The following is a 25,893-nucleotide window of genomic DNA, read 5'->3' as shown; positions in this document are numbered from 1 at the left end:
AAGTTGTATGTTTTATAAATGCGTGTTGATATTACCAGTGTTGTAATTACAATTGAAAAATCTTATCCATCAATATCCACTTCTCTCCATTCTTTGCCCATGATAATGGTTGTTGAAACTTCCACATTAATTGTTCCCACTCCTGCACTTTAGGATTGGCTTCATCCATAGCTGCTTTACGTTCGAAACTGAAACTGTCATCGGTTTCCATGATCATGAACAAACGGTTACCTGTTCTATAAATTTCCATGTTGCTGATACCTGAATCAGTAATACTTTCTGTAATTACTGGCCATGCATTTTCTTTCTTGTGTCGGTTTTCGTATTCAGCAATTAATTCCTGATCGTCAACTAAGTCAACAGCCAAACAGTATCTTTTCATTTTATGCAGTTTTATTATAATGAATAATTATTCGGATTGGTCAAGACATTTCAACCATTGCTTTGATCACAGCATTCGCAGGATTGAGCCAGCCTTCAAATTCATCTTTCACCTGCTCAAAGAAAACACGATGGGTAATGTAAGTGGTGGGATCAACTTCTTTTCTTTTCATACATTCAATCACATGTTCAAAATCTCCTCTCGTTGCATTCCTGCTGCTCATGAGCGTTGCTTCCCGTTTATGAAATTCCGGATGACTGAAACATATCTCTCCTTTCTGCAGTCCAATCAAAACATACCTGGCTCCATGTGCCATGTATTGAAATGCATTATTGATGGCTTTTAAATTTCCGGTTGCATCAATTACAACTGTTGGCATATCACCGTTTGTGATTGTTTTTAATTGTTGCACAACATCAGCGTCCATTGCATTAATTGCATGCTCAACTTTCACTCGTTCTTTACAAAACTTCAAACGTTCATTATTGATATCGAGCGCAATTACTTTGCCTCCGGCAATACGTGCAAATTCCATTGTTCCCAATCCAATGGGGCCAGCACCAATCACTAAAACAAATTCATCTTTTGTTACAGCTGCTCTTCTCACACCATGTGCTCCGATGGCCAAGGGTTCCACAAGCGCCAGTTCGTCAAAGCTTAATCCTTCACCATGAATTAAAGAATAAGAAGGAACAGAAAGATATTCCACCATGCCTCCATGCTGATGAACACCACAGACCTTTATATTAACGCAGGCATTTTCTTTTCCTGACTTACAGGCAATGCACTTTCCACAATAGAAATATGGAATGAATGTAACCGCTTCACCAATTTCAAAACCGGGAGCATTATCAACTGCAACGAGCTCGCCTGAAAGCTCATGACCTAAAATGCGTGGATATTCAAAATATGGCTGAGTTCCTTCGAAAGCATGAAGATCAGTTCCACAAATACCAATTCTTTTGATTTTTATAATGGCCTGCCCGGATTCCGGTTCTGGTTGTTCGCCGGCAACATATTCAAACCTGCCAGGTCTTACACACACTAAAGTCTTCATTTTCTTCCTTAAAAATTTAAAATGAATTATGTTCAAATTTGTTGAAGCCATTGCTGGCAATTAACATCAATTAAGTTTCCGGCTTTCATTTCGTTCCAAAACTGAACCGGAATAATGGCATCTCCCATATCTATATTTTCTTTTACACGGCTTGCATGTGAAGTATTCAATGCAATGCTTTTCACCCCGGGAACATTCAATGCAAACTGTACACAGGCTTCTGCCGGTTTCACATTAAACTGATTGCATGTTTCAAAAAATTGTTCTCTCCATTTGAACAATGCATCATTTTGCGAAGCATCTTTTTCAATCAGTCGATAGTCGAAATAATCACTACCTACAAGAAAGCCAGAATGAAACACAGCAGAATTAATTACATAAACACCTTTTTTCTCCATCTCTATAATAAAATCCAACAACTCTTGTGGATGGCTTCTAATCGTCATGCTGTTGGCAATCATGATCCAATCTAATTCTACATCTGCCGCTATTCGCTTTATGATTTTCCAATTTTTTGCACCAACCCCAATGAACTGCACTTTTCCTTGTTTCTTCAGATCATACAAAGCTTCGTATGCATCGAGAATATCTTCGTACAATTTTTCTGAATCAGAATAGCTTTTTGCTGCAGCAATATATTCATCGGGGTCGTGAACAGAAACCATTTGAGGATAGTATCCATTCAGCAGTTCATTACCCTGTTCGAAACATTCCATGATGCCATCGTAACTTATTTTTTGAACAGCATCATGTTTTAAATTTTTCCAAACACCAGGTTCAAAAGTTGGTTCTTTTGTGTTTAGTTTCGTACGAACCCAGCCCAACTTATTACTGATAACAACTTTTTCCGGTGCTACATTTAATTGCCTAAGACATTTCCCGAGTGTTTCTAATGCCAGACCGGCACCATACTTTCCTGCCGAATCAAATACCACTTTTCCTTTCGACAAACGGACACATTCACTTACTATATTCAGATTCTCTTCTTCTTCAAGAGCAACAAATAAATTTCCTAAACCACTGGTTCCAAAAATAACAGGCGGAAGATGTAAAGTAGCAATCTCTTTTGCTTCCTGCTTATGATGCGCTTTCATTTTTTATTCTTGATTTTTCAATTGAGATATCCAGTGTTGCTAAGAAGAATAAAGAAATCACTAAAATAAATTCGAATTCTGTTTTAGAAACTTTGGTAGTTGCTACGTTTTTAGGAAGTGATGTATTCATTTGGCAATGCGTCATGATGAAAATGGAACTACTTAATAACAAATTTATTCTCCGGCCTTCCATTTTAATTGCGCTAAAAAGACTTTGTTTTGTCCAAATCCGACTTTTTCGGAACGTTGATTTTTAGAAAAGGAGCATATAATTTCCTGGACATAATTTCTCGTTATTACATGTAGACTATGTTAAGCTGAATGAAAAGTGGAACTATCCAAATGTAATCAGTCCCTACTTTCCAGATTTATTATATTGATGGAGGCGAAAAATTTGTTTTAACCTGGCAGGAAAAAATAAAACTTGGACAAGGGCTAATGTAATTGATGCTATTGACTTGCTTTCCAACATAAGCCTCTTTATAGAAAAGCAGATGTTTCCATCAAGCGAAAACTACTCGGTTCAATTTTTCCGGAAAACTTATTTTCTTCGAAAGAAAAAAGTCGAACACCAAGAATCAATGAGGCTGTCCGGCTAATACTCAATACCAGTAAAGGTTTCAGCCAACAAAAAAACCGGACAACTATTCAAAAATCTGACGTTGTCCGGTGAAGTGGAGATTACGGAGTCGAACCGGTGACCTTCCCGAACGCCTTCGGGACGCTCTTGCCAGCTGAATTAAGCAACCATTCAATATAATTTCGGCTTTTCTTTTTCTTAATCGCAGTTTCCCTTTTGGCTGCAGCCTTTTTTGTATCAAAGGTTTCAGAATACACAAGTTTCCAATCATTAGCTTTTTTCGTCGCTTTACTACCCGAATTGTTATGACGAAAAATTCTGTCCCGAATATTCTGAGAATGACCAACATAATATTGATCAAATGATGCAGAATAAAGAATGTAAACGAGAAAGACCATAAACTAAAAAAGGTTCTGAATTGGCAGAACCTTTTGTGGAGATTACCGGAATCGAACCGGTGACCTTTTGCATGCCATGCCCTCTTGCAACAAAAGTAATTGTTTCTGAAGCTGTTACGAAACATAAACTCAATACTTTAAACTCTTCCAATGACTTCATTCAGTTAGGATTGGCTTTACAATCTATGTCCACAGTTTTAAAAACGTGAAAAAATTGCATGTGTATGCAAGTGGTCTTTGAGTGCAAAAACTAAAGCATGTAGGTTTAAAGTTAATGGCTATTGCCCTTATCAATTTAATTGTTTCATAAGTGCTTTTGGAACAAAACGGTACCCCGGAAAGCGTTGTAGTTATTAATTCATTTGTGATTGGACTTACCATCTATGTTTGCAGTTTTCTGAAGTTTTTAAAAGTAAAAAGTTGCTTTGTATGCAAGAGGTTTTTCGAAGTAGATACTACCAAACTAATATAGCGCTTTGAAGTCAAGCTTTTTTTGTCACCAAGAATGTAACGGATTTTCTAATGAATATTAAAATGTGATGGTTTCGTGTTTTCTACTAAATGAATTAATAGAAGGGAGAGGCCAGTGTCCAGTGTTACACTACCAAAAAGTTCAATAACAGTGCTGCAACCTTTCTTTGTAACGAGTTCGCGTTCCATTAAGCTGACCATGCCAGCACTACCCCGAAAGCCAATGCAATCAAGTTTAAGGTAATTGATTCCTATTTCGTATAAGTTATTTTGTCTTGACTTCATTTAGATGGTCAAAGGAATAAGGGTCATTCTTTCTAAAAGATGTATTCTCTTCAAAGCAATGCGACAAAAATATTGAAGCACACAACAGTATCATTAATATGATAGCACATTAACGCTGAACAATTGCAGCAGTTCTCTTTGAAGCTCTACACCTTTACTTTACCACCCAAAAGTTCAGCAAGTGGCGTACCTATCGATTGAGCAAGTGCTACTGCTGAAGAAATAGCCATTTATGAGGCTGAGTTATTGCAAGCAAAGAAGAACGAAGGAAGAAAGGATGAAAAAGAAAGATAATTCCGGTTATTTTTTTGCAAACATGTCAGTCTATTTTTGATAAACAATTTTTCCATCTATGATGGTAAGCACACTAACAGTAGCAGGAAGTTGCTCTGCTGGTATGGTGAAAATATCTTGTGATAACACCGCAAGATCTGCAAGCATTCCTTTTTTCAACATGCCTTTTTCTCTTTCCTTAAACTCAGCGTAAGCATTTGTTTTGGCATAGGCAATCATTACATTCTGCTATGGTGAGTACCCACAGGACGGGCGAGCACGAACTGCGGCATAGAAAGATTGCTATTACTATTCAACCCGCTTTTTCTCTTCTTCTGCACCCGTCGTAATGTTTCTGTTCTGTTTCAGCTTTATGTTACCAAAATTTCGTGAGTAGGTAATCTTGAAAGTCCTTTGTGCGAATTTGAAACGAATGTGGCCTACAAGGTTATGCTCCGGGATGTCTGCATAACTTCTGAATTCAAAAATATTAAATACATCATCCACCGAAAAATTGATGGCATCTTTTTCGGACATTTTTTTTCTCAGCCCAAAATCAAGCTTACCCATTGCCCTGTTCATTGCGATACCACGCAAAGACCGTGACAGATAAAACCCTGACAGCTCAATTGAAAAATCTTTCGGCAGGTTAAACCGCTGGCTCATATAAATATTAATGTTTTTATTTTCCAGGTGTACCGGCTCGTTTTTATAAATGGCATTCACCTGTTCCCACAGGCCGGTTATATTATAAAACATGCTCCACCATTTTGAAACAGATACTGGAATAGAAACCACAGCAGACACCAGCTTTTTATTCTTAAGATTTTCAGCGGTGACGATTGTCTTGTTGGTTACCGAATCAACCGTTGGCTGGAATTCTGCTATGGCATGGTCTTCCTTGGCAAACGCTACCGAAAAGAAATATTTTCTTAAGGAATAACCCAAACTCACCTTATTGGAAATGGCAGGCTGCAAAGCAGGATTGCCGGTCAACACAGAATTTGAACTGGTGAAATAAGTAAAGGGGGCCAGTTGATTGATTTTAGGCCTGTCAATTCTGGCGTTGTAGGAAACTGTGAAGGTATTATTATCATTTACCTTATGCGAAAGAAAAAAACTGGGGAACAGGTTTCCATAATGCCGGTCAACAATATTTTTTGTATCCCGCGTACCGAGATTCGAATTGGTGTACTCATAACGAAGGCCTGTTTTGATACTTATTTTTTCGCTTGCAGTCATATTAAATGAAATGTAGGCAGCGGAATAATTTTCTTTGAGTGTATATACCGCAGAGTAGAAAGGATCTCTCTCCCAGTTATTTTGTACCAGTCTTTCATAACTGATGTCATTGTTAAAAGAAGCGATGGTTCCCTTAATGCCGGCATCCATGCTTATCTTTTTGGAAAGTTTCCTGGAATAATCTGCACCCGCTACCCAAAAATCTATGGGAGTCTTTTTTTTGCTCCTTGCGGTGGAATCATAAATAAAAGCCCCGGCCTTGTCATAAAATTGGGTATAATAGTTGACAGGCTGGTCATTAATGTAGTGAATATAATCTGCATTCACCTTTAAATCCTGGCCATCCTTAAATGTATGTTGCAGGTTAAGATTTGCACCATAATTCAACAAGTTATTAATCTCACTGTTGGAACTGGTTCGCAGTGTATCAGGCTGACTGTTTAAATAAGTCGGGTTGTTTCGGCGCTCTCCCTGCCGGAACAACCTGCCGCCACTTGTAATTAAAAGCCCCAATAAGGTGCGACTGCTTGCCTGGTAATCCAACCCCAGCCGGGCATTATAATTCCAGGTGGTATCAACTCTGTCTGTGTTGAAATAATTTTCAGTAATGTTCCCGTTATTGGATACCCGGCTGTATCCATTAAATGGAGTAGGTTTTTTTGTTCTTGATAAAGAAATATTCCCGAAAACATTTGTTTTTCCCTTACGGTGATTCATGTTCAGGCTTGCCTGGCCCATCCATCCTTTGCCATAGCCAATGGTGCCGGATACGGATCCGTTAGTGCCAAAATTGTCATTCTGTTTTAAAACGATATTGATGTAACCGGCATTTCCCTGTGCGTCAAAATTCGCTGGCGGTGTTGTAATAAGCTCTATTTTGTCAATGTTTGCTGCGTTCATGCCTTCCAGCATTTGTATCACTGATGAAGCGGGCATGTAATTTAATTTTCCATTGATCATTACATTTACTCCGTCTTTCCCAAGCATGGAGATAACATTATTTTGCCGGTCAACCATAATTCCTGGTGAACGTTCCAAAACTTCGAGGGCGGTATTGCCGGCAGACACAATGCTATTGGCCACATTCACCACGGTGCGGTCTATTTCCTGTACAATAAAGGGGCGAGTGGCCATCACCTTTACTTCACCAAGCTGTTTTACATTTTCTGAAAGATTCAATACAGGAATGGTGACAGCAATTTCGTTTTCGCCAACAATTACCGGGGCCCGGGAGTAAGCAGTTTGATACCCCGACATTGACGCTGATAAGAGGTAAGTGCCCGGGCGGATATTTTGAAACTTATAATTCCCGGCTTTACCTGATACTGCGCCTTTTAACAGAGAAGAGTCCCGGCTGTTGAGCAGCAAAACATTTGCGTTGGAAAGTGACTCTCCGTTTGAGCTTGTTACTTTTCCCTGAAGCAACTGGCTGTACAAGCCGGAGCTTATAAACAGGCTGATGAACATGAAGATGTAAAGGGGAATGTTTAGAAAAGGATAATTTTTCATAACAAAAGGTTGAATACGTGTAAACAGTAATGTGGCATGATAGAGGGCGATAATATAGCACAGCCCCCGATAAAATCCGGGTTGCAAGATTCACCATGAACACAACTCCGAACTGTTTGGCTAAATGATGGTTCATCATTACTTCGGCATTTGTTTCACCGGGTCATACTGTTGTACTTCTTTTACAATAGGAACTACTACTCCTGCAGTCACTAACCACTCCCCGTTTACTTTCACATAAACCAGGGTTTCCAGGATATCTTCTGGATCGTCCTTCTTTCCTTCATGTATCATGGTACCGCTAAGATGGCACACAAGATGTGCTATGGCAACATCCTTTGTTACAAAGCGGATGACCACAGATTTTTTCTCCATTATCGATTCCTTAAACATTGTATTATGATAGGCCTGGTGTGCATATTGATACTCTTTTTGCCCTTTCCACCACATACCTACGCCATTCACCCAATCGGTATTTTCTGTAGTATAGTTTTTCAGATCATCATAATTATGATTATTCCAGCTATATATCATAGCATCCACCTGCTTATTGATGGATGCTTCATCCTTGCTTCGATCTTGAGCATGGAGGATTCCACCCATTAATAAGAAAACAGTTGCAGCAAAAAGCCGGATCGGCCCTAAACAGATAAACTTTTTCATTTTAAAAATGCTTTAGGTGAGTGAATAATTTTAAACAAACTTCCGGTTTAACCGGAGTGATTTGCATAACAATCCTGTGAAGGCACTTTGTTTTTCCTTGAGGGAACGTTTTGAGTGAGCGGGGAAGATCAGAGAAACTATGGATTATAGCCAACCGAATTTTTGCACCAGTCGTTCTTTTTGATTTTTTGCTACGGGAATATTTATATCTCCCTGCATAACGAGATATGCGGCATCTCCTTTATGATAGGATTTGATGTGATCAAGGTTGATGATGTATTGACGATGTACACGCAAAAAATTTCTTTCTTCCAATACTTCCTGTACTTCACGCAGTGTTTTACTTAGCAGGTAAGTTTTTCCGCCAGTTAAAACAAGTTTTGTATAATTCCCTTCTGCTTCACAATAAACCAGGTCTTTTAGTTCTACAAACACAACACCGGTGTGAAATGGCACGGCTATTTTTTGAGGTTGTTGCTGCCGCTGCAATTGTGATCGCAACAATTCAATTTGTCCCTGATCAACCCGCTGGTGCTTTTCGGCTTTTTTTACAGCCTCCTGCAATTCGGATGTATCCAATGGTTTTACCAGGTAGTCAAGAGCGCTGAAACGAAAAGCTTTTAAAGCAAATTCATTATACGCCGTTACGAAAATCAGGCTGAAGAAAATATCATCCAACTGATCCAATAATTCAAATCCATTCATCTCAGGCATTTCTACATCGAGAAAAACCACATCCGGTTTCAATGTTCGGATAGCCTGCAATCCTTCCATACTGTTCGTGTATTGCCCTGCAATTTCTACTTTCGGACAATGCGCTTTTAACTGCAATGCCAGCAAGCGGATACTGTCCGGTTCATCGTCAATCAGGATTGCTTTTAACATCAGTATAAACTTGAATACTTTAATAATTTTTAAATCAATATCTCTATTACCACTTCCGTACCTGCTGCATTTCCTTCCGCATCCGTCAAATCATTCACCTGTACTTTAGCATTGGTTTTATAGAGGTGGTTGATAAGAGCAATGCGTTCTCCTGTCACTTTCATCCCAAATGATTTACCGGCGATAGCTGATTTACTTTTTAACTCAGCCGCCCTGGCCCGGCCAATGCCATCGTCTGTGATGGTAATTTGCAACCGTTCAGATTTCAGTTGCTTGATTTTTACATACACACTGCCTCCTTCCCTTTTGTGCATCAGTCCATGCCAGATGGCATTTTCCACATAAGGCTGCAGAAGCAGCGGTGGCATTTCAACCAGGTCAGTATCGAGAGCCGGATCTGTTTCGATAGTAAAGTTCAGCTTACTTTTAAACCGCATGGTTTCCATTTCCATATATAAGGACAGCGCTTCCAATTCATTTTTCAGTGTAACTTTTTCTGAACGGGAATTTTCCAGCACTAAACGAATAAGACGGCTGAACTTGGTAAGATAATCAGCAGCTTTGGCTGATTCATTATCGGTAGTATAAAGCTTGATTGAATTCAGGCAGTTGAAAATAAAATGCGGATTCATTTGTGCCCGGAGCGCCGACATTTCTATTTCTGATAACTTTTGTTCAAAAGACAATTGCAACTGGTCAGCATGTTGTTTTTCCAGTTGCCGGCTTTGTTGTTCAATTTCATGTGTACGTTTTGTCAATTCGGTTTCAAGCTGATTGGTATAATTCTGCTGCAAATGATTTTTCTCAGTTTCTATCAACTTGTTTCGTTTGGCTAAAGCCAGCAAAAAACAAAAGAGTTCTGAAAATAAACCTAACGCTATAAAGAATGGCACATTGTTCACGAAAGCCAGGAGCTGCGGTGATAAATCAAACCTGGTCAAATAGCCCAGCAAAGGCGAAAGGGCAATTACATAAAAATAGAGAATGATTTCGCCGGTAAGCAAATAGATCTTTAGTTTGCTCTTACTCCGGATGGTTGCAATGACCATTAGTAAACCCATTAACACCCCAGGTAGTCCGTCTATAATCCAGTACCAGGCGTTGCTTTTAATCAAAATGCCGGTAAAAAGTTGAATAACCATCATTACCTGCAAAAATGCCAGGAGGAATAGCAGGGGCCGTGCCACCCGCCAGATCCCGGGCTGCTGGGCAGGGATGGAAAGGAGTTTGGATAAAAAAAGAACATGCAAAATGCTGAGAATATAAGTAAATGAAAAAGACACAGCATGACCCAGCCAGGGCATAAAGGAAGGAACGAAGCCCAAATGAAAACGAGGATTGGCAAATTCCATCATCCAGCAAAAAGCAAGCGCAGCATAAAGCCCATAAAATAAAAATGCTTTGTCCCTGTTTAAAATATACTGAAAGAAAGTATAAAGACTCATCAGCAATAAACAACCAATAAGCATCGGCATTAAAAAAAACACCCACTTATTGTTTGAATTGTCAGTCAGCCAAGCAGCCTGGTAGGTCTCTGTAGTATGAATAGTGCCAGCAACTGATGACATCAACACAATATAATCCGCAATGCGAACAAAATAATGGTGAGTCGTATGAGGGGGTAACACCAAAGGCATTCCGAATATTGTCAATTGGTCTTTTACAGGGGTGCAAAGCCCGCTACTTTCAAGATAAATTAACCCGCCATTTGCTTCCGCATAAAGAGAGGCTATGGCATGAGGCCCGCAATCATACCACAAATGAATAGTATCGGCCAAGTGTGTGTTTGTTATTTTGAATTGCAGCCAGACCACCTGGCTGGTCCGTTTCATTTGCCGGTTATTGTGAAATTTTGTAACCGGAGAAGATGCAGCTGGAATAAATGATTGTTTCATCACTTCGTTCAGCGGTTGCGTGGTGTCTCCCGATGGATCTTCATACACCAGGGCATAGGGTACAATGGATATACCCTGTTTCAATTTGGGTTGGCCATAGAGCTCAAGGCTGACCGTTTGTGCCGGGAGCGGTTGAGTGGCTAAGAAAAATATAAAAAGCAGGAAGCTTCTCATTGCAGTTGATATGCTTTCTTCTAATTTAAGAAATAGAGGAAAATTGTTGATAATTTTCTTGTAAACGACCGCTTTTAGTTAGTACAGGTTCTGAATATGCTGATAACTGAAGGGAAAACATTTGCTCTTCCATTGTCCATGTCCACTCAGAAAAATTTATCGGATATTTTAAGTGACGAACTAACTAGATTTTTCAGCACACATTTTCCTGCAACCTTTAACAATCTAATGTCATGATGGCGATTTCATACTTTGTTGCAATATAAAATGACGCTCAAGTTGTAAAAGATAGAAAGCGTATCACTTGAATGCCGAATAGGTATACTATTCGGAAAAACATGAAAAGGAAGCACATGATTTGCTTCCTTTTTCTACCGTGGAGGATATCGGTCGAACCGACGACCTCTAGCGTGCCACGCTAAATCTCTATCGAAGTCCGCTGAGTTCTTTTGTCATTTTAACGGGCTGGTTTTGGATGCAGCAGCTGACTCTTCCTTTTCTTTTTCCATTGTCGTTAGTTTGAATGAATTTTAAATTCATGTTTTTTCAAAACATTTTTGCTATCGCATTTGCTATTGAGTACCAAAAAGGGGTGTCTCTGATATTCCAGATGATTCTATTCAACACCATGAAGCCCAGCACCAGGGCAAAGGGGCTGATACGTTTTGTCCGCCACGAATCCACAACGGCAATTACCCCTGCAACAATCACAATAATGTTTTTGGACATGTCAATACTATCTTCACGGCTGGCATCCAGGTAGGCTCTCAACGTCCTGGATAAAGCCGGGCTAATCAATATAAAAGCAGTGCTACACATAAAGCGGCTGTGCAAGGCCGGTTTATGTGTATAAAAAATGGCGAGCAAATACAGTATGGCAAAGAATATAATCAAGGGAACGTCCAGTGCAATCCTACTTGCTGCAACTGCTATACCCTGTGCTAATTCACGATGAAGGCTGGAATAGGTAACTAAATACATGGAGAGCAGCACCAATGGGGCTATTACATAACTCAGGCGACCTGCCAATCGATGAAGTTTTATTTTTCCTTTCAAAATAAGAAAGGGTTGCAACAATAACATAAGCAGCCATCCTATCATCATCATGCCATGAAAATGTATGATCCAGGTAAAATGAAACTTCCGGCCGGCAGGTGTAGTATAATCAGCGAAACCTGGAAAGTGACGGATATAGGTTTTGTAAAACCCGATATGGGCCAATACCAATAAAAGAAGGATGCCGATAATAATGCGGATAATAGCTCCCCGGGAAATAGACCGTTCCTGTTGAAAGGAAACAATCTTTGGTGTTCCGGTTTTTTCTTTCTCGAAAGCTTCCTGAGGTTGCATGGTATATGAGTTTGCTTGTAAAAAAGGGTTGTCTGACCAGGTATGGTACTTTCTTCACCTGAACCAAAACTTCTACTATCTATCTATTGGCACAAAATGTTGGCATGTCTGCCAAGTAGTCTCCAGTTGCCGCTTTCATTTGACCAAATATGTGTAAAGCGGCGATGCAAAATTTTTCCTGCATAAGGGCTTTTCTCGCCCGGGTCTGCTGTGTCGCTTCCCATTACGATTACGAAGTTTTTCTTAACCACAATTTTTTCAATTTCAAACTCCAGGCTTTTAAAACTTATCGTGTCATTCAAAACCATACTTAATACATGGTCTCTTGTTGAAACCACGCCTGCAGGGCGATTTACAAAATAGTCCGTAGCCCAGATTTTGAGTAAAGCTGCTGTGTCTTTAGTCATTAAAGCCGTTACTCTTTTTTGCTCCAGTTGCCGGATTTCTTTTTCAATTTCTTTATTCTGTGAATAGCCAAAAAAGAAAATGAACAATAAAAAAAGTGTAATGATAGCTTTTTTCATTTTGAATGTTTATTGTTTGAATATCACAAATACTTTAGTTTTTGTACGCCGGCACCGTGATGGAAGCCATGGTTAGTATCAACGTTATCCAGGACGGCAAAGAGTTTACTGTTTCAAATACGTCAGTGGTGGGCCCACTCTTTCAAAGCCGTGTTCCTTTCTCATATTGTCCCTTTCTGCTTCTGTCATATTTTTAGCCACACCTTCGCTGAGTTTCTTAAAATATTCTTCCATTTTACCAGCAGGTTGATGGCATATCATCACTTTTGCCTCTCCCTGTCCAACCTTCGCAAAAGTGTGGGGCACCTTTCGCGGGCCGAATACAAGATCACCAGCCTTAGCATTATATAGCTTATCGCCTACTTTGATAAGAAACTCTCCCTGCAAAACATACCAAAATTCATCCGTGTCATAATGAGTATGAAGTATCGGTCCACCTTCTTTTATGCGGGTTGATTCAAAAACATACATATCTCCGTCAGCATCTTTGGTGGATACTTTAGTGTAAAAAGCATCTCCTTCAAAAGGAGAAATGCTTTTATCAAACCGGTCTTTCCCGGCATCTACTTTGAAGCCTTTGTCATCACGGGTTCCTTTTCTAACCCTTGCATAAATAGTAAAAGGAGCTGCAAGAAAAGAGCCAAGGGCAAGGCCAAATTTTAAAAATAATTTGCGTTGCATAATGGTTATTTTATTTGTGAAAGGGTTTAAAAATTTAGCGATAAACCTGATTATCCTCCCGAATTTGCAGCCTGCTTTAACAGCATATGTGATACCTTGATTTTCTTAATGCAAATTATAGTCGAAACTAAGTTGTGGAAAGGGGCAATGAGAAAGTGGGAGCGTTTATTGAGTAAGTGAGGCCTGAAGTGTTTGTCCTGGCCAATTTCTTTTAATATCCAATTGCCTGTAAAAAATCTGATTTTTTTCGTTTAGAGACATCAAGAACACTTCCATTGCGCATTACAACCTGTCCGCCTTCTCCACGGATGTATTTGTCCACATAAAACTTATTTACAATAGTTGAGTGATGAATGCGAATAAAAAGATCCGCAGGCAGCAATTCTTCAAAATCTTTTAAAGTACGACTTACCAAAAACTTCTGATTAGTAGAAAGGTAGATGTTTGAATAATTGTCACTGGCTTCAAGATACATGATTTTTTCAATATCGATGAATTGAAGCCCATCATTTGTTGGTATTGTCAGCAATTTTGTCTGCCTCTTCTGCAAATGGTCGATCAGGAGATCTAATTGTGAGGATGAGGGAGGTTGTTTTTTCTTTTCTTCTGCCCTGGCAACGGCCCTTTTTAATTCTTCTATTTCAACCGGCTTCACCAGGTAGTCCAGTGCGCAGCTTCGAATAGCTTTTATGGCATAATGATCATAAGCTGTAACAAAGATGAGTTCAAAATTTTTGTAGGTCAGTTGCTGCAACATTAGAAATCCGTTCATCCGAGGCATTTCAATATCAAGAAAAACAAGATCCGGTTTTACTTCATCAATAATGCGAATCCCTTCTTCCGGATTATCGCAGCAGCCAATGATCTGAACCTGTTTGCAATGATTGGAAATTTTTTCGCTTAAAGAGCTCAGATTGCTTTCGTCATCATCAATTAACACAGCTTTCAGCATGATATGATTTTAAGATTTTGAGCAATTTATTCTTATAACAGCTTTTGTTCCTAAAAGAACGCCTTCTTTTTCAATATCCGTGATCACAAGGTCATCGTCAATGCCATTCTGATTATGCAAGTGAATTCGCTCCCGGGTAATAGCAATGCCATACGATTGATGTTCGGGTTTATTTCTTTCTTTAAATTCGGCTGCTTTTTCCCTGCCAATACCATTATCAATGATTGAGTAAACAATAAATTCATCGCAGAGATTTATTTTCAACTGTAATTGCCGGTCATTTTCTTTTTTATTCAACAAACCATGATGGATCGAATTTTCAAGAAACGGCTGCACGATAAGCGGAGGCACTTTAAAATCGCCATGCAATAAAACTGGCTCCACATTTATCTCATAGTGAAATTTATCATTACACCGAAACTTTTCCATTTCAAGATATAGTTGTATTGTTTCCAAATCCATTTGAAATGGCACAAGGTTATTTTTAGAGCTATCCAATACTGACCGTATCAATTTTGCAAAACGGGCAAGATAAGACGTTGCCTTGTCTGACTGTCTGGTTTGAATAAGGTTATCAATAGCGCTTAAACAGTTAAAGATAAAATGCGGATTCATTTGTGCCCGCAATGCCTGCATCTCAAGCTCCATTGCTTTTCGTTTTAAGCCTGATTGTTCATGTTTATTTCGAAGCTGTTCATTTTTTCTTCTTAGCATATTATTTCTTACAATCAGCACTGAGATCAATAGCAAGGCAATGCTGCCGGCAATAAGCAAGTTCTTTAATTGTGCCTGTTTTTGTAATTCTTTTTTGTTTAGTTTTAATTGTTGATCGCCCAACTCCTTGTCTTTTTTTAGCAACCTGATTTTATTTTCCGCTTCTGAAGCTGCCAGGTAAAGAGCAGTTCTGCCGGCATATAGTGCAGTTTCCATTGAATCTTTGATAAATGCGAACTGTTTGAAGTAATGATAGGCACTGTCAGTTTTTTTTAGATGATCATAAACTGATGCAAGCAACTCGTACCCATCTTTCAGAAACTGTTTGTTGGCTGCGTGGTATGCTGTTTGATTCAATTCGCTGGCATAACCAAGGGCGGTTTGATAATTTGACTTGCCGAGGTAAGCCTTTGCTACCACTAATAAATTAACCATCAGAGGAAATACGTCATTGCTTTTTCGTAATAGCGGAAGCCTTGGCAATACCTGGATTAATAAAGTGTCGTACTGTTTCCTTGCTAACTGCAACTCCGTTGAAAAGCCATAAGCATAGGCGCCAAATTTTTTCCGTACAGCCGGGTCCGTTGTATATAAATTAATATCAGCCCTGTATTTCTGCTGATACCAGGTCACGGAATCATACTGTTTCAATACCAGGTGAGCATAGGCCATATCTTCAGCATGTGGCCAAATAAAGACAAATGGGCATTTATATTGAAGTGCCTGATGATGGTAATGTAATGCCTTGGATGGATCGCCGGCCCGGTTAAATGCTCTTCCAATGAAGGCTAATGAAAACGAGATCAGCATCGTATCATTCTGCTGCTTTCCAATTTCACCTGCTTCAATAAAATTCTCGAAGGATTTCCAATATTCCCCGCTTTTTGAATAACTGAAACCGGCAGCTTGTTTGGCCCAACCAAGCGATAATGGATCGTTTGCTGTCGTTGCGAATGCTAATGCTTTACCTGCTGCTTCATTGGCTGCATCATATTTACCCACTATGGCTAATGAAATGGCCAGGTTATAATAGGCCATGGAAAAAACTTTAGGGTTAGTTTCATTTTTTAAAAGCTCAATGGCTTTTCTCGTATCCCGTTCCATTACATCAGGGTGCCCTAAAAGTCGCCCCTTCACACCGCCTTCAATCATCAAAGCTTCTGCCATTCCACTATAATAGTTAATTGCAAATGCTTTCTGCCGGGCGAGATTTGCATATTTAAGAGCCGAATCAGAATGAATCCAATAATAATAAAATTGCCAGCCTAATGCGTTCAGACTATTTACTGCTTCCTTGCCATTAACAATGCTAAGGTTTTTTCGTATGCTATCTATCTTATGAGTTTGTGCCTGTATAGCATTGGCAATAAGAACCCAAAAAATAAAAAGCCGGCAACGCATAAGAAAATTTTTAAATGAGAAGCGCCTATTAAATTTACTTCATTTCTCAAAAACAGGCTTGCAGAAGGAATACACCCTATAGTTTTATTATTCACCGCTGGGCGTAGCCTTTCTAAAATAGTCAATAGTTGACTGAACCATCGTAACTGATGATTTATGCAACTCGAATCTTCTCATTGTAAGTTAGTGACACTAATAAGCTATAGAAAGTGACAATGAGAAAGTGGGAGTGTTTATTGAGCAAGTGAGGCTTTAGGTGTTTATCTAAGGCAAAGCAAAACCCGGACAGGAGCTATTATTTTCTTCCACAGTTGAACGACAGTTTGCTGGTTGGCATTAGTGGTGGTGATTGCAGACAGGATAATACGATTACGATGCTTGCTAAAATATAAGTGGACGCAGCAACCGGACGACAGCATCTATGGAAACATCGGGTTGATCTTTTGCAGGTTGGTCTAATATCAGTATGGCGATTTCATACTTTGTTGCAATGTAAAATGACGCTCAGGTTGTAAAAGATAGAAAGCGTGTAATCTGAATGTCGAAGCGGTATATTATCCGGAGAAACATAAAAAGGAAGCACATGATTTGCTTCCTTTTTTTACAGTGGAGGATATCGGGGTCGAACCGACGACCTCCCCGAACGCCTTCGGGACGCTCTAGCCAGCTGAATTAATCAACCATTCAATATAATTTCTACGCTTCTTCCTTTTGATTTCAAACTCCCTTTTTACTGCTTCTCTTTTACATTGAAACCTCTCTGTATAAACGATTCTCCAATCATTTGTTTTTTGGTCGATTTGCTTCCGGAATTATTAGGCCTGTACAATCAATCTATCCTACCGGTCAGCAGTATGACCAATATAATATTGCCCCAATACAGCAGAATAAAGTATATAAACAGTAAATAACATAAAAAAAGGCTCTGAAATTATCAGAACCTTTTGTGGAGATTACCGGAGTCGAACCGGTGACCTTTTGCATGCCATGCTTTTTACCGATACAAGTAATTGTTTATGAATATGTTACGAAACACCAACTCAACACTTTACGTCCTTCCAATGACTTCATTCAGGTAGGATTGCCTGAAAAGCGACGGCTATGGTTTTAAAAAAGTTTTAAAAATGTCAAAAAATTGCATGCTGTATGCAAGAGGTCTTTGTAATCCATTGCTAACGAATATAGATTGAAAGTAAGCATCTTTTGGCCTATTGCTTTGTATGCAAGTGGTCTTTGGCGGTTGATTTTAATATACTGGTATATTGGTTTCGAAGTCAAGCCGATATTAGATATGAAGAATTTGATGATTTTTTTCGAGCCAGGCGAAGCTAAAACAAGAGTTAGAAAAGCACCGGAAAAAATTGGCCAGTGCTCAATACTAAAGCTGGATGGTATCCCGGATGGCAATGTCATTGCCATCCGGCATTACATCTAATATTTATTTGCTCCAATTCAACTTTGCCATTTTCACATTCTTTGAATTAGCACCGATCATGATCTCAAACTCACCGGGTTCCCAATCATAACTCATGTTGGTATGATAATATTTTAAATCGTTTATACTGATGCTGAAGGAAACTGTTTTGCTTTCTCCTGCTTTCAATTCTATTTTCTGAAATCCTTTTAATTCCTTTACCGGCCTGCTGTTAGCGCCAACTACATCATGAATATATAATTGAACTACTTCTTTGCCATCCCGGTTACCGGTATTGGTTACCGTTACACTTGCAGTTACCGTTTGATTTCCTTTAGGAGAATTGGTATTAAGTTTTACATCGCTGTATGAAAACGCAGTGTAGCTCAATCCATAACCAAAGGGATAAACAGGATCATTGGTTACATCCAAATAATTGCTGCGGTACTTTTGAAACCATTCGCCTTCCGGTAATGGGCGACCGGTGTTTTTATGATTATAATACAAGGGCACCTGTCCAACATTTTGTGGCCAGGTGGTGGTTAGTTTACCGGAAGGATTTACATCGCCAAACAACACATCCGCAATAGCGTACCCTGCTTCACTACCACCAAACCAAACATTCAGGATGGAAGGAACATTTTCGCTTTCCCACTTGATTGCTAATGGCCTGCCGGTGAATAAAATCAGTACAACAGGCTTGCTTGTTTTCAGCAATGCTTTTAATAAATCTTGCTGGACAGCAGGAATGTCGATATTAGTTCTGCTGGAAGATTCACCGCTCATCTCTGCACTTTCACCTAAAGCAGCCACAATCACATCGGCATCTTTTGAGATTGCCAATGCTTCTTCAATAATTTCACCGGCGGGTCGGTCGTCATGCGCATACGATTTTGAAATCATTCGGGCTCTTCCGTCAAAAGCAGCATCTGCATCGAGGTTAGACCCTTTGGCGTAAACAATCTTTACTTTATCACCCGCCACTGCTTTCAATCCATCGAGTAGGGAAATTGGCTTATCAAAATTAGCGGCCACACTCCATGTGCCTGGCATATTTTCTTTATTGTTCCCCAATGGACCTACAACCGCAATCGTTCCGCTTTTCTTTAAAGGCAAAATATTGTTTTGATTCTTTAGTAATACAAAACAATCTGCAGCTATCTTTCTTGCTTCGGCACGGCTGGCGGCAGTATATATTTCGGTTTTGGCACGGTTCTCATCACAATATTTATATGGGTTATCGAATAAACCAAGTTTGTATTTCGCCTCCAGTATTAAGCGGCACGACCTGTCAATTTCCTGCAGTGAAATTTTTCCTTCTTTCAATGATTGTTTCAGTGTAGTTAAAAAACCTTCACCCACCATATCCATATCAATACCGGCTTTTAGTGCCATTGCTGAAACGGTTTTTAAATCACCTAAGCCGTGTGCAGTCATTTCGTTGATGCCGGTATAATCTGTAACTACAAAGCCTTTAAAGCCCCATTGTTTGCGTAATACATCCGTCATTAAAAATTTATTGGCAGTAGCAGGAATACCATTTACATCGTTGAAAGAAGCCATTACTGAACCTGCACCGACATCTACGGCAGCTTTGTAAGGGGGGAGATATTCGTTAAACATTCTTGCATAACTCATATCAGTGGTATTGTAATCACGACCGGCTTCTGCAGCGCCATATAACGCATAGTGCTTTACGCAGGCCATGATATTTGTATTTTTTGAAAAATCTCCCTGGTAGCCTTTTACCATAGCTTTGGCAATTTGAGAACCGAGATAAACGTCTTCGCCATTCCCTTCCGCAATGCGGCCCCAGCGAGGATCACGGGCTATATCTACCATAGGAGAGAAAGTCCAGCAAATGCCATCAGCGCTGGCTTCCATTGCTGCAATCTGTGCGCTGCGTTCAATAGCTTTCATATCCCAACTGCAACTTAATGCCAATGGAATAGGAAAAACGGTTTCATAACCATGAATCACATCCATACCAAATATCAATGGAATTTTTAGCCTGCTTTCTTCCACCGCCACTCTTTGTACATCTTTTATCTTAGCAACCAATTTTATATTGAATAAGCCACCCACTTTTCCTTCACGAATCTGTTTTGCAATATTTGAATTTTTGGCCTGGCCGGTTACAATGTCGCCGCTGCTGGGTAAATTGAGTTGACCAATCTTTTCATCCAGCGTCATTTTTTTCATCAGGGCATCTACAAATGCTTTCATCTTTGCATCCTTCGCCGTTTGTGCAGATACATTTACTGCCAGTAGTATCAATAATCCGAATAACAATTGTTTCACTTTTTTCATCTTCTTATTTTGTTTCAATAAATTGGTTAATATTTTTTTGCCAGAGAGTTTCCGTTTTGCGTTATTTAATTCTTTTGTGCATAAAACAGTAAGGGTTCATTGTTTCTTGCTACCACCAATATTTTTCCAAATTTTGCGGTGTTGAGCCATTTGATATCTCTCACCTGTCCCTGAACTGATGATAAATTGGGCTGATGCAGATAACTGAAACCACTATTCTTATCAGCGTTAAATAAAGCCAATGGCTGTGCATCATACCTGCCTTCATAGGGGATAACACCAAAAAAGTTCCCGCCGCACATATAACTGTTATCAGCAGTTGCGCTTTTGTTTATTTGTTCAAATGAAAAAACAGGAGCTAATTGTAGATGATCGGGCAAATCTGTTCTTTTAAAATTCCCTTTTCCGTCATTGATGAAGCAGGAGGAGCCTAATAGTTCAGCTTTTAATTCAGTATAATCTTTAAATAAATCATAGAGCATATAGTCCACTGTTTTCCCCGCTACTTCTGAATAGTTCAAGTAGGCTTTTTTTAATATCGGCAGAGAACGTTCCAGTTCGTCTTTAGCAAGAAAAGTGTATTCTTTTCCATTCTTCGTATAACACAAAATTTGTTCAACCGAGCCGTTGCTATCAAAGTCCTTTACATACAATTTCAGCGGGCCGTTTTTGCCTGACCATAGTTTGGAGTTGTGCCCCCAGTTGCCTGCCAGGAAATCTGTTTTCCCATCTCCATTGATGTCGGTTGCATATAAAGATTGCCATAAGCCGGAAGATTGCGGTAATTGGGTTTTGGTAAATTGTCCCTTGTTGTTTAAATAAATGGTTACCGGCATAAATTCGCCTGCAACAATCAAATCGGGCCACCCATCATTGTTTACATCAGCAAAGATGGCGGAGGTGACCATGCCTAAGTTATACGAATTAATCGTTTTAACATCAGCAACCGAATACTTCCCTTTGCCATCATTCAGGTATAACTTGGATGATTGCGGAATGCCATATTTATGAGGGTCTGAAAGAAATCCGAGAAATACATCATTATCTCCATCTTTGTCTATATCTGCAACCGTAATGCAGGATTTGTTTTCATAAAAACGAGGGATGTTACTGGCCGCATACATGAAATGCCCTTTGCTATCGTTCAAAAATAAACGGTCTGCAGAGGCGATTTCATTAACAGGCATTTCGTTTCCTCCGCTTACTACCCATAAATCCAAATATCCATCACCATTTGCATCAAAAAATTTTGCATCCACATCTTCACAAACTGCGAACATGTTAAACAAGGTTGTATCGCTTGCTTTAAAAGAACCATTCGCTTGCTGAATCATGAGAGAACCGGCTTGTCCCTTTGCTCCACAAACATAAAAATCATCCAGTCCATCACCATTTACGTCTCCCACAGCTATTTTCGGGCCTCTTGTACTTTCACTGTGCGGGATAAGGTATTGTACATTAAAATCTGTAAAATCATTTTCCCTGTGTTGCCAGGGAATTGAAATTTGATTGGTGATGTCTTCAAACAATATTTTTCTTTCGGGAAAGAAAATTTTATAGTCGAATTTACCCGATGCATCAGATGCTTTTACTTCTATTGGGCTGGATGAAATTGAAATATTTTTAACGACCTGGTATTTTTGATCAGGCCATACGATAAGCAAACTGTCTGCAGTTCGTAAACTGTCCAAACCGAAATATAGTTTCGTATCAGAAGAGGATTGAAAACCTCTTGTAAGCATTAACTGGCGGTATTGCTTTTTACCGCCTGCAAATACCCATGCCTTCGCGCCAATTCCAAACGTATTGGGAGCGTTGCCTTTCAACTTCAAGATCAGTGAATTCTTTTTTGGTAAGTTGTTTTTTAAAATAATCGCAGGAGCGTTTAGTGCATTAATTATAATATCAAGATTGCCGTCGTTATCTAAATCGGCATAAGCAGCGCCGTTAAAATATCCTTTCATTTTACCTGTTCCCCAGGCATTACTTACATCGGAAAAAGATTGCCCATTATTCTTAAATAAAAAAGGATGCGAAGAGCCATCAGGCATTTGTGCTATCGCTGCCTCATCATCTTTATCTGTGTTATTATCAGTATTCCGCATTTTGAGATTGGAAATAAACCGTACGTAATCCATGTCCACCGGCCGCCTAACAATACCACTGCTGACAAACAGATCCTGGTAGCCATCATTATCAAAATCCGCAAACAGTGGACTCCAACTCCAGTCAGTTGCATCAACTCCATTTATCAGCGCTATATCACTAAAAGATGTTCCGCTGCCATTATTCTGCTGTAAACAATTCCGGGAATATTGATTTTGATAACCATTCCTGGTTAGCTTCAATTTATAGATATCCGGATTCTCGTCGCTGCCATAAGTCTTCAATGTTTTTTCATCTGGTGGTAGCATATCCACGGTTATCAAATCCATTTGTCCATCATTATTAAAATCGGCTGCATCGTTACCCATACTAAAGCGGCTGTAATGATTGAAATGTTTGTCGCCGCTTTCGGTAAATGTTCCGTTCCCGTTGTTCAGATAATAATAATCGTTTTCATGAAAATCGTTTCCTACATAAATATCATCCCAGCCATCATTATTAAAATCAGCAACGGCAATTCCTAAACCATATCCCAAACTACTTTGATAAATACCCGCATCTTTGCTTACATCTGTAAATTTTCGGGTAGTTGAAAGGTCATTTCTGTATAATCTGTCGCCTGAAAGGCTGTCATAAGTACGACGATTTGAAGTATCAACTAAATTATCTAAAGGATAATGAGACTGGTTTAAAATATAGCAATCTAAATCGCCATCGTGGTCGTAATCAAAAAAAACTGCTTGTGAAGAATAGCCGGAAAAATCTAAATTATAGTCTTTGCTTTTATCGGTAAATGTGTTGTTTCCATTATTAATAAAAAGCTGGTTATGACCCTGCAGTTGATTTTTTTGGCTTACTGAACATACATAAATATCAAGGAATCCATCTCCGTTAACATCTGCCATAGTTGAACCACTGCTCCAGTCGGAAATACCTGCCACACCTGCTTTTTCTGTTATATCTTCAAACTGAAAATTACCTTTGTTCAGATAGAGTTTGTTACCCGCTTTATTATTTGCGGTAAAATAAATATCCGGCAAACCATCATTGTTAATATCACCAACCGATACCCCGCCACCGTTGTAGTAATAGAGGTAATAAAGAATATTGATAAATTCTTTTTTAATTGGGGCATTGATAAAAGCAATGCCGGTTTTTGAAGACGGTAATGATGTAAACGCATGTGGCTTCTCATTACATGAGAAAAAGAATAAAGCCTTTCCTATGCCAATAATAAAAGCACAATATTTTACAGCCCCCTTTATTTTGGTAATATTCAATTTTCTTATTTTTTGTTTTAAACCGTGTTCCAAATTCGGAAGTAAAGAAATGACTGACTTTATTGAAACACTCTTATATAATCCACCGCCATCCGCTGTGGAAATACAGTTGTATTGTCCGGAGAGCCCGGCAATTGACCACCTACTGCAACATTGAAAATAAAAAAGAAATCGTTGTTGAATGGATAGGTACTACCTGGCGCCATATCGGCGGGTGTCATATATGCATACATCTGATCATCAATTAATATTTTCATTTCATTCTCCTTCCATATCAGGCTATACACATGAAACTGCTGGTCAAAGCTGCCGCTGCTTAATGTGTAACTGGTCCATTTTAAAGCACGGGTAGCGATGGAGTTACCCCAATGAAACGTACCAACTATTTTGTTTGGTTCCTGTCCAATCATTTCCATTATATCAATCTCTCCGCAAGCGGGCCAGGGAACTGCATCAATATTATTTCCCAGCATCCAAAGCGCCGGCCAGATACCCTTGCCTTTAGGCATTTTGGCCCTGATATCTATTCTCCCGAATTTGAATATTTTTTTGTTTTTAGTGATCATTCTGGCAGATGTATAATTGCGTCCTCCAAAAGATTCAGCTCTTGCTTCAATAATTAAATGACCATCAGAAACAAATGAATTCTGTGTTCTGTCCGTATAATATTCAAGTTCATTATTTCCCCAGCTATTATTACCAGTACCGATTTCATAGGTCCATGTGGACGGATCCACACTTGACCCGTTAAACTCATCAGACCATACAAGCGAATAACCGGCATAGGAGGCCGGCGCTACATACCCGCTATTATCAACCGGAAAATAAGTGCCGTCTCTATTGAGAATGATTCCGGTGTCTTTACTATTTGCAATGGTGCAATTTTGTGGACTATCCAGTTGTACATAAAAATATTGATCCTCTTTTCGTGTGCTGTCTCCCGTAACGGTTACATCAATGAATCCTTTGTTCTGGTTGGCGTCAATAGTAAGCGTACCTGCTACAGGAATAAAATCTTTAGTAGCCAATGCTGTTCCGGCTACTGTAGAATAATTAATCATTACTTTTTGATCAGTAACCTTGTCAAGCGATACTGAAAATTGAAACTGAGAAGAGCTTGTTGTTCTTAGCTGACTAACTCCTGTAATTGTAGCCTGCGGCAATAATCTTGCATTAGTTTCTTTTTTACTGCAACCGGTAAACTTAATGCAAGTAATAAAGGAGCTTATTAAGGTCAGAAAATATTTACTAAACATTGCGTTGAATGATTGGAGTATTCTAGTCTCTCTTTTGTTGAATAACGTGAGTTCGGGACAAGCCGATAAAGTGCTTGCAACGCCAGGAAACGATGCCACGAAATACTATAGCTGGTATCACTAAAGCATTAATTCAATAGCCCGAACTCACGTTATTATGATATTCAAGAATTATAATTTACCGTTGTACAAATTCGCAACTTCGGCAGCAGTAAGAGCAGTGTTATACAAACGAAATTGATCTAAACCGCCGAGGAATGATTTTCCCCAACCTAAGTCCTCTTTAGGGCGGCCACCTATTTTTAATGTGCCTGCTTTAGTTGCATCCATATTAATACCGCCATGCGAACCACCCCACCAATCGGGAGTATACGAATGAGCTGTGCCATCTATATAGAGGGTCATTTTTGATGAAACCTGGTCATATACAAAAGCCAAATGATGCCAATTATTATCCTGAATACCGGGGATTCTGTTTGCGTCTTTCCACTCAAACCAGCCGTCTGCATTGTTTTTATCAACTGCGACAAATTTTAAAACGGCCAGTTCATTTGTTGCACCAGCTCCGGGATGATCTAAAAGCAAAAACATGGTACCACCAGACCAATGCCCGATTGTTGAAGGGAGTGCAAAAACAAATTGCGCCTGACCATCGTTCGGCACACCATCATGTTTGAACCAAAATGCTACAGTGAAACTTTGTGCAGTTGCTACAAAATCATTTGTGTGTAAGTATTGCACAAAAGAACTGGAGGAATTGTAGGCAGTGCCTCTGATGCCGGCAATTGCAGTAACACTTTGATCCGGAAGAAGACTCGGATATCCTGAAATGGAATCCATAAAACGAATATTAATCTGGCTTTGCGATTTATCTGTTGAATCAAACGGCACGTAAAATCTTAATGGAGTCGTGGGAGTAACGGTATGGTCAACCGGGTAATCAGAGGCCAATAGCGGCCTATCCATTTTTTGGCAACCAACTATAAAAATAATTACA

At 39.4% G+C, this 25,893-nt stretch carries 19 protein-coding genes; 1 reads left to right on the top strand and 18 read right to left on the bottom strand.

The features are described from left to right. Positions 1-46: 46 nt before the first annotated feature. The 14 genes from P2W73_RS01115 to P2W73_RS01055 form a co-directional block, all read right to left on the bottom strand. Positions 47-382 carry an L-rhamnose mutarotase gene (locus P2W73_RS01115; RefSeq protein WP_276500127.1) on the bottom strand — a complete coding sequence of 112 codons (336 nt, stop codon included), beginning with the start codon at positions 380-382 and terminating at the stop codon, positions 47-49. Positions 383-422: 40 nt separating this feature from the next. Then, positions 423-1,439: a zinc-binding alcohol dehydrogenase family protein gene (locus P2W73_RS01110; RefSeq protein ID WP_276500126.1), complete on the bottom strand. Its 1,017-nt coding sequence runs from the start codon at positions 1,437-1,439 to the stop codon at positions 423-425. Positions 1,440-1,471: 32 nt separating this feature from the next. After that, positions 1,472-2,533, bottom strand: coding sequence for an aldo/keto reductase (locus tag P2W73_RS01105; RefSeq protein WP_276500125.1), 1,062 nt, complete (start codon positions 2,531-2,533; stop codon positions 1,472-1,474). A 681-nt stretch (positions 2,534-3,214) separates the two neighbouring features. Continuing rightward, positions 3,215-3,511, bottom strand: coding sequence for a GIY-YIG nuclease family protein (locus P2W73_RS26445; protein ID WP_369127512.1), 297 nt, complete (start codon positions 3,509-3,511; stop codon positions 3,215-3,217). Positions 3,512-4,591: 1,080 nt separating this feature from the next. Continuing rightward, on the bottom strand, positions 4,592-4,780 hold the full coding sequence (locus P2W73_RS01100) for an amidohydrolase family protein (RefSeq protein WP_276500124.1): 189 nt from the start codon (positions 4,778-4,780) through the stop codon (positions 4,592-4,594). Between the two features lie 69 nt (positions 4,781-4,849). Continuing rightward, positions 4,850-7,291, bottom strand: coding sequence for a TonB-dependent receptor domain-containing protein (locus P2W73_RS01095; protein WP_276500123.1), 2,442 nt, complete (start codon positions 7,289-7,291; stop codon positions 4,850-4,852). Positions 7,292-7,429: 138 nt separating this feature from the next. Further along, a complete protein-coding gene (locus P2W73_RS01090; RefSeq protein WP_276500122.1) occupies positions 7,430-7,954 on the bottom strand; it encodes an SgcJ/EcaC family oxidoreductase in 525 nt (174 codons plus the stop codon). 144 nt (positions 7,955-8,098) lie between these two features. Further along, the gene (locus P2W73_RS01085; RefSeq protein ID WP_276500121.1) at positions 8,099-8,839 is read right to left on the bottom strand and encodes a LytR/AlgR family response regulator transcription factor; all 741 of its coding nucleotides are present in this window, start codon (positions 8,837-8,839) and stop codon (positions 8,099-8,101) included. 29 nt (positions 8,840-8,868) lie between these two features. Beyond that, the gene (locus P2W73_RS01080) at positions 8,869-10,908 is read right to left on the bottom strand and encodes a histidine kinase (RefSeq protein WP_276500120.1); all 2,040 of its coding nucleotides are present in this window, start codon (positions 10,906-10,908) and stop codon (positions 8,869-8,871) included. Positions 10,909-11,454: 546 nt separating this feature from the next. Next, entirely contained in the window at positions 11,455-12,258 is an 804-nt protein-coding gene (locus P2W73_RS01075) for a hypothetical protein (protein ID WP_276500119.1), read from the bottom strand. Positions 12,259-12,341: 83 nt separating this feature from the next. Then, entirely contained in the window at positions 12,342-12,782 is a 441-nt protein-coding gene (locus tag P2W73_RS01070; RefSeq protein ID WP_276500118.1) for a nuclear transport factor 2 family protein, read from the bottom strand. A 105-nt stretch (positions 12,783-12,887) separates the two neighbouring features. Then, a complete protein-coding gene (locus tag P2W73_RS01065; RefSeq protein ID WP_276500117.1) occupies positions 12,888-13,463 on the bottom strand; it encodes a cupin domain-containing protein in 576 nt (191 codons plus the stop codon). A gap of 211 nt (positions 13,464-13,674) precedes the next feature. Then, positions 13,675-14,415, bottom strand: a complete 741-nt coding sequence (locus P2W73_RS01060; protein WP_276500116.1) for a LytR/AlgR family response regulator transcription factor — start codon at positions 14,413-14,415, stop codon at positions 13,675-13,677. 9 nt (positions 14,416-14,424) lie between these two features. Continuing rightward, on the bottom strand, positions 14,425-16,530 hold the full coding sequence (locus tag P2W73_RS01055) for a histidine kinase (RefSeq protein ID WP_276500115.1): 2,106 nt from the start codon (positions 16,528-16,530) through the stop codon (positions 14,425-14,427). 1,291 nt (positions 16,531-17,821) lie between these two features. Between P2W73_RS01055 and P2W73_RS01050 the strand changes: the two genes are divergently transcribed. Beyond that, positions 17,822-17,965 (top strand): hypothetical protein, encoded by a 144-nt coding sequence (locus tag P2W73_RS01050; protein ID WP_276500114.1) that lies wholly within the window; start codon positions 17,822-17,824, stop codon positions 17,963-17,965. Between the two features lie 3 nt (positions 17,966-17,968). Here the strand turns inward: P2W73_RS01050 and bglX are convergent, their stop codons facing one another. From bglX to P2W73_RS01030, 4 genes are all read right to left on the bottom strand, one after another. Then, entirely contained in the window at positions 17,969-20,254 is a 2,286-nt protein-coding gene (gene bglX, locus P2W73_RS01045; protein ID WP_276500113.1) for a beta-glucosidase BglX, read from the bottom strand. 65 nt (positions 20,255-20,319) lie between these two features. After that, the gene (locus P2W73_RS01040; protein ID WP_276500112.1) at positions 20,320-23,640 is read right to left on the bottom strand and encodes a VCBS repeat-containing protein; all 3,321 of its coding nucleotides are present in this window, start codon (positions 23,638-23,640) and stop codon (positions 20,320-20,322) included. Between the two features lie 59 nt (positions 23,641-23,699). Further along, on the bottom strand, positions 23,700-24,896 hold the full coding sequence (locus P2W73_RS01035; protein ID WP_276500111.1) for a family 16 glycosylhydrolase: 1,197 nt from the start codon (positions 24,894-24,896) through the stop codon (positions 23,700-23,702). A gap of 171 nt (positions 24,897-25,067) precedes the next feature. Beyond that, positions 25,068-25,862 (bottom strand): LamG domain-containing protein, encoded by a 795-nt coding sequence (locus P2W73_RS01030; protein ID WP_276500110.1) that lies wholly within the window; start codon positions 25,860-25,862, stop codon positions 25,068-25,070. Positions 25,863-25,893 lie beyond the last annotated feature (31 nt).

It is taken from the genome of Terrimonas pollutisoli (assembly GCF_029360765.1).
In the GTDB taxonomy this organism is placed as follows: domain Bacteria; phylum Bacteroidota; class Bacteroidia; order Chitinophagales; family Chitinophagaceae; genus Terrimonas_B; species Terrimonas_B pollutisoli.
This window is presented reverse-complemented; position numbering and strand designations above follow the sequence as displayed.

Coding starts and splice junctions, on each gene's coding strand:
- P2W73_RS01115 (WP_276500127.1), bottom strand. CDS start 382: ATGAAAAGATACTGTTTGGCTGTTGACTTAGTTGACGATCAGGAATTA.
- P2W73_RS01110 (WP_276500126.1), bottom strand. CDS start 1,439: ATGAAGACTTTAGTGTGTGTAAGACCTGGCAGGTTTGAATATGTTGCC.
- P2W73_RS01105 (WP_276500125.1), bottom strand. CDS start 2,533: ATGAAAGCGCATCATAAGCAGGAAGCAAAAGAGATTGCTACTTTACAT.
- P2W73_RS26445 (WP_369127512.1), bottom strand. CDS start 3,511: ATGGTCTTTCTCGTTTACATTCTTTATTCTGCATCATTTGATCAATAT.
- P2W73_RS01100 (WP_276500124.1), bottom strand. CDS start 4,780: ATGATTGCCTATGCCAAAACAAATGCTTACGCTGAGTTTAAGGAAAGA.
- P2W73_RS01095 (WP_276500123.1), bottom strand. CDS start 7,291: ATGAAAAATTATCCTTTTCTAAACATTCCCCTTTACATCTTCATGTTC.
- P2W73_RS01090 (WP_276500122.1), bottom strand. CDS start 7,954: ATGAAAAAGTTTATCTGTTTAGGGCCGATCCGGCTTTTTGCTGCAACT.
- P2W73_RS01085 (WP_276500121.1), bottom strand. CDS start 8,839: ATGTTAAAAGCAATCCTGATTGACGATGAACCGGACAGTATCCGCTTG.
- P2W73_RS01080 (WP_276500120.1), bottom strand. CDS start 10,908: ATGAGAAGCTTCCTGCTTTTTATATTTTTCTTAGCCACTCAACCGCTC.
- P2W73_RS01075 (WP_276500119.1), bottom strand. CDS start 12,258: ATGCAACCTCAGGAAGCTTTCGAGAAAGAAAAAACCGGAACACCAAAG.
- P2W73_RS01070 (WP_276500118.1), bottom strand. CDS start 12,782: ATGAAAAAAGCTATCATTACACTTTTTTTATTGTTCATTTTCTTTTTT.
- P2W73_RS01065 (WP_276500117.1), bottom strand. CDS start 13,463: ATGCAACGCAAATTATTTTTAAAATTTGGCCTTGCCCTTGGCTCTTTT.
- P2W73_RS01060 (WP_276500116.1), bottom strand. CDS start 14,415: ATGCTGAAAGCTGTGTTAATTGATGATGACGAAAGCAATCTGAGCTCT.
- P2W73_RS01055 (WP_276500115.1), bottom strand. CDS start 16,530: ATGCGTTGCCGGCTTTTTATTTTTTGGGTTCTTATTGCCAATGCTATA.
- P2W73_RS01050 (WP_276500114.1), top strand. CDS start 17,822: ATGAAGAATTTGATGATTTTTTTCGAGCCAGGCGAAGCTAAAACAAGA.
- bglX (WP_276500113.1), bottom strand. CDS start 20,254: ATGAAAAAAGTGAAACAATTGTTATTCGGATTATTGATACTACTGGCA.
- P2W73_RS01035 (WP_276500111.1), bottom strand. CDS start 24,896: ATGTTTAGTAAATATTTTCTGACCTTAATAAGCTCCTTTATTACTTGC.
- P2W73_RS01030 (WP_276500110.1), bottom strand. CDS start 25,862: ATGGATAGGCCGCTATTGGCCTCTGATTACCCGGTTGACCATACCGTT.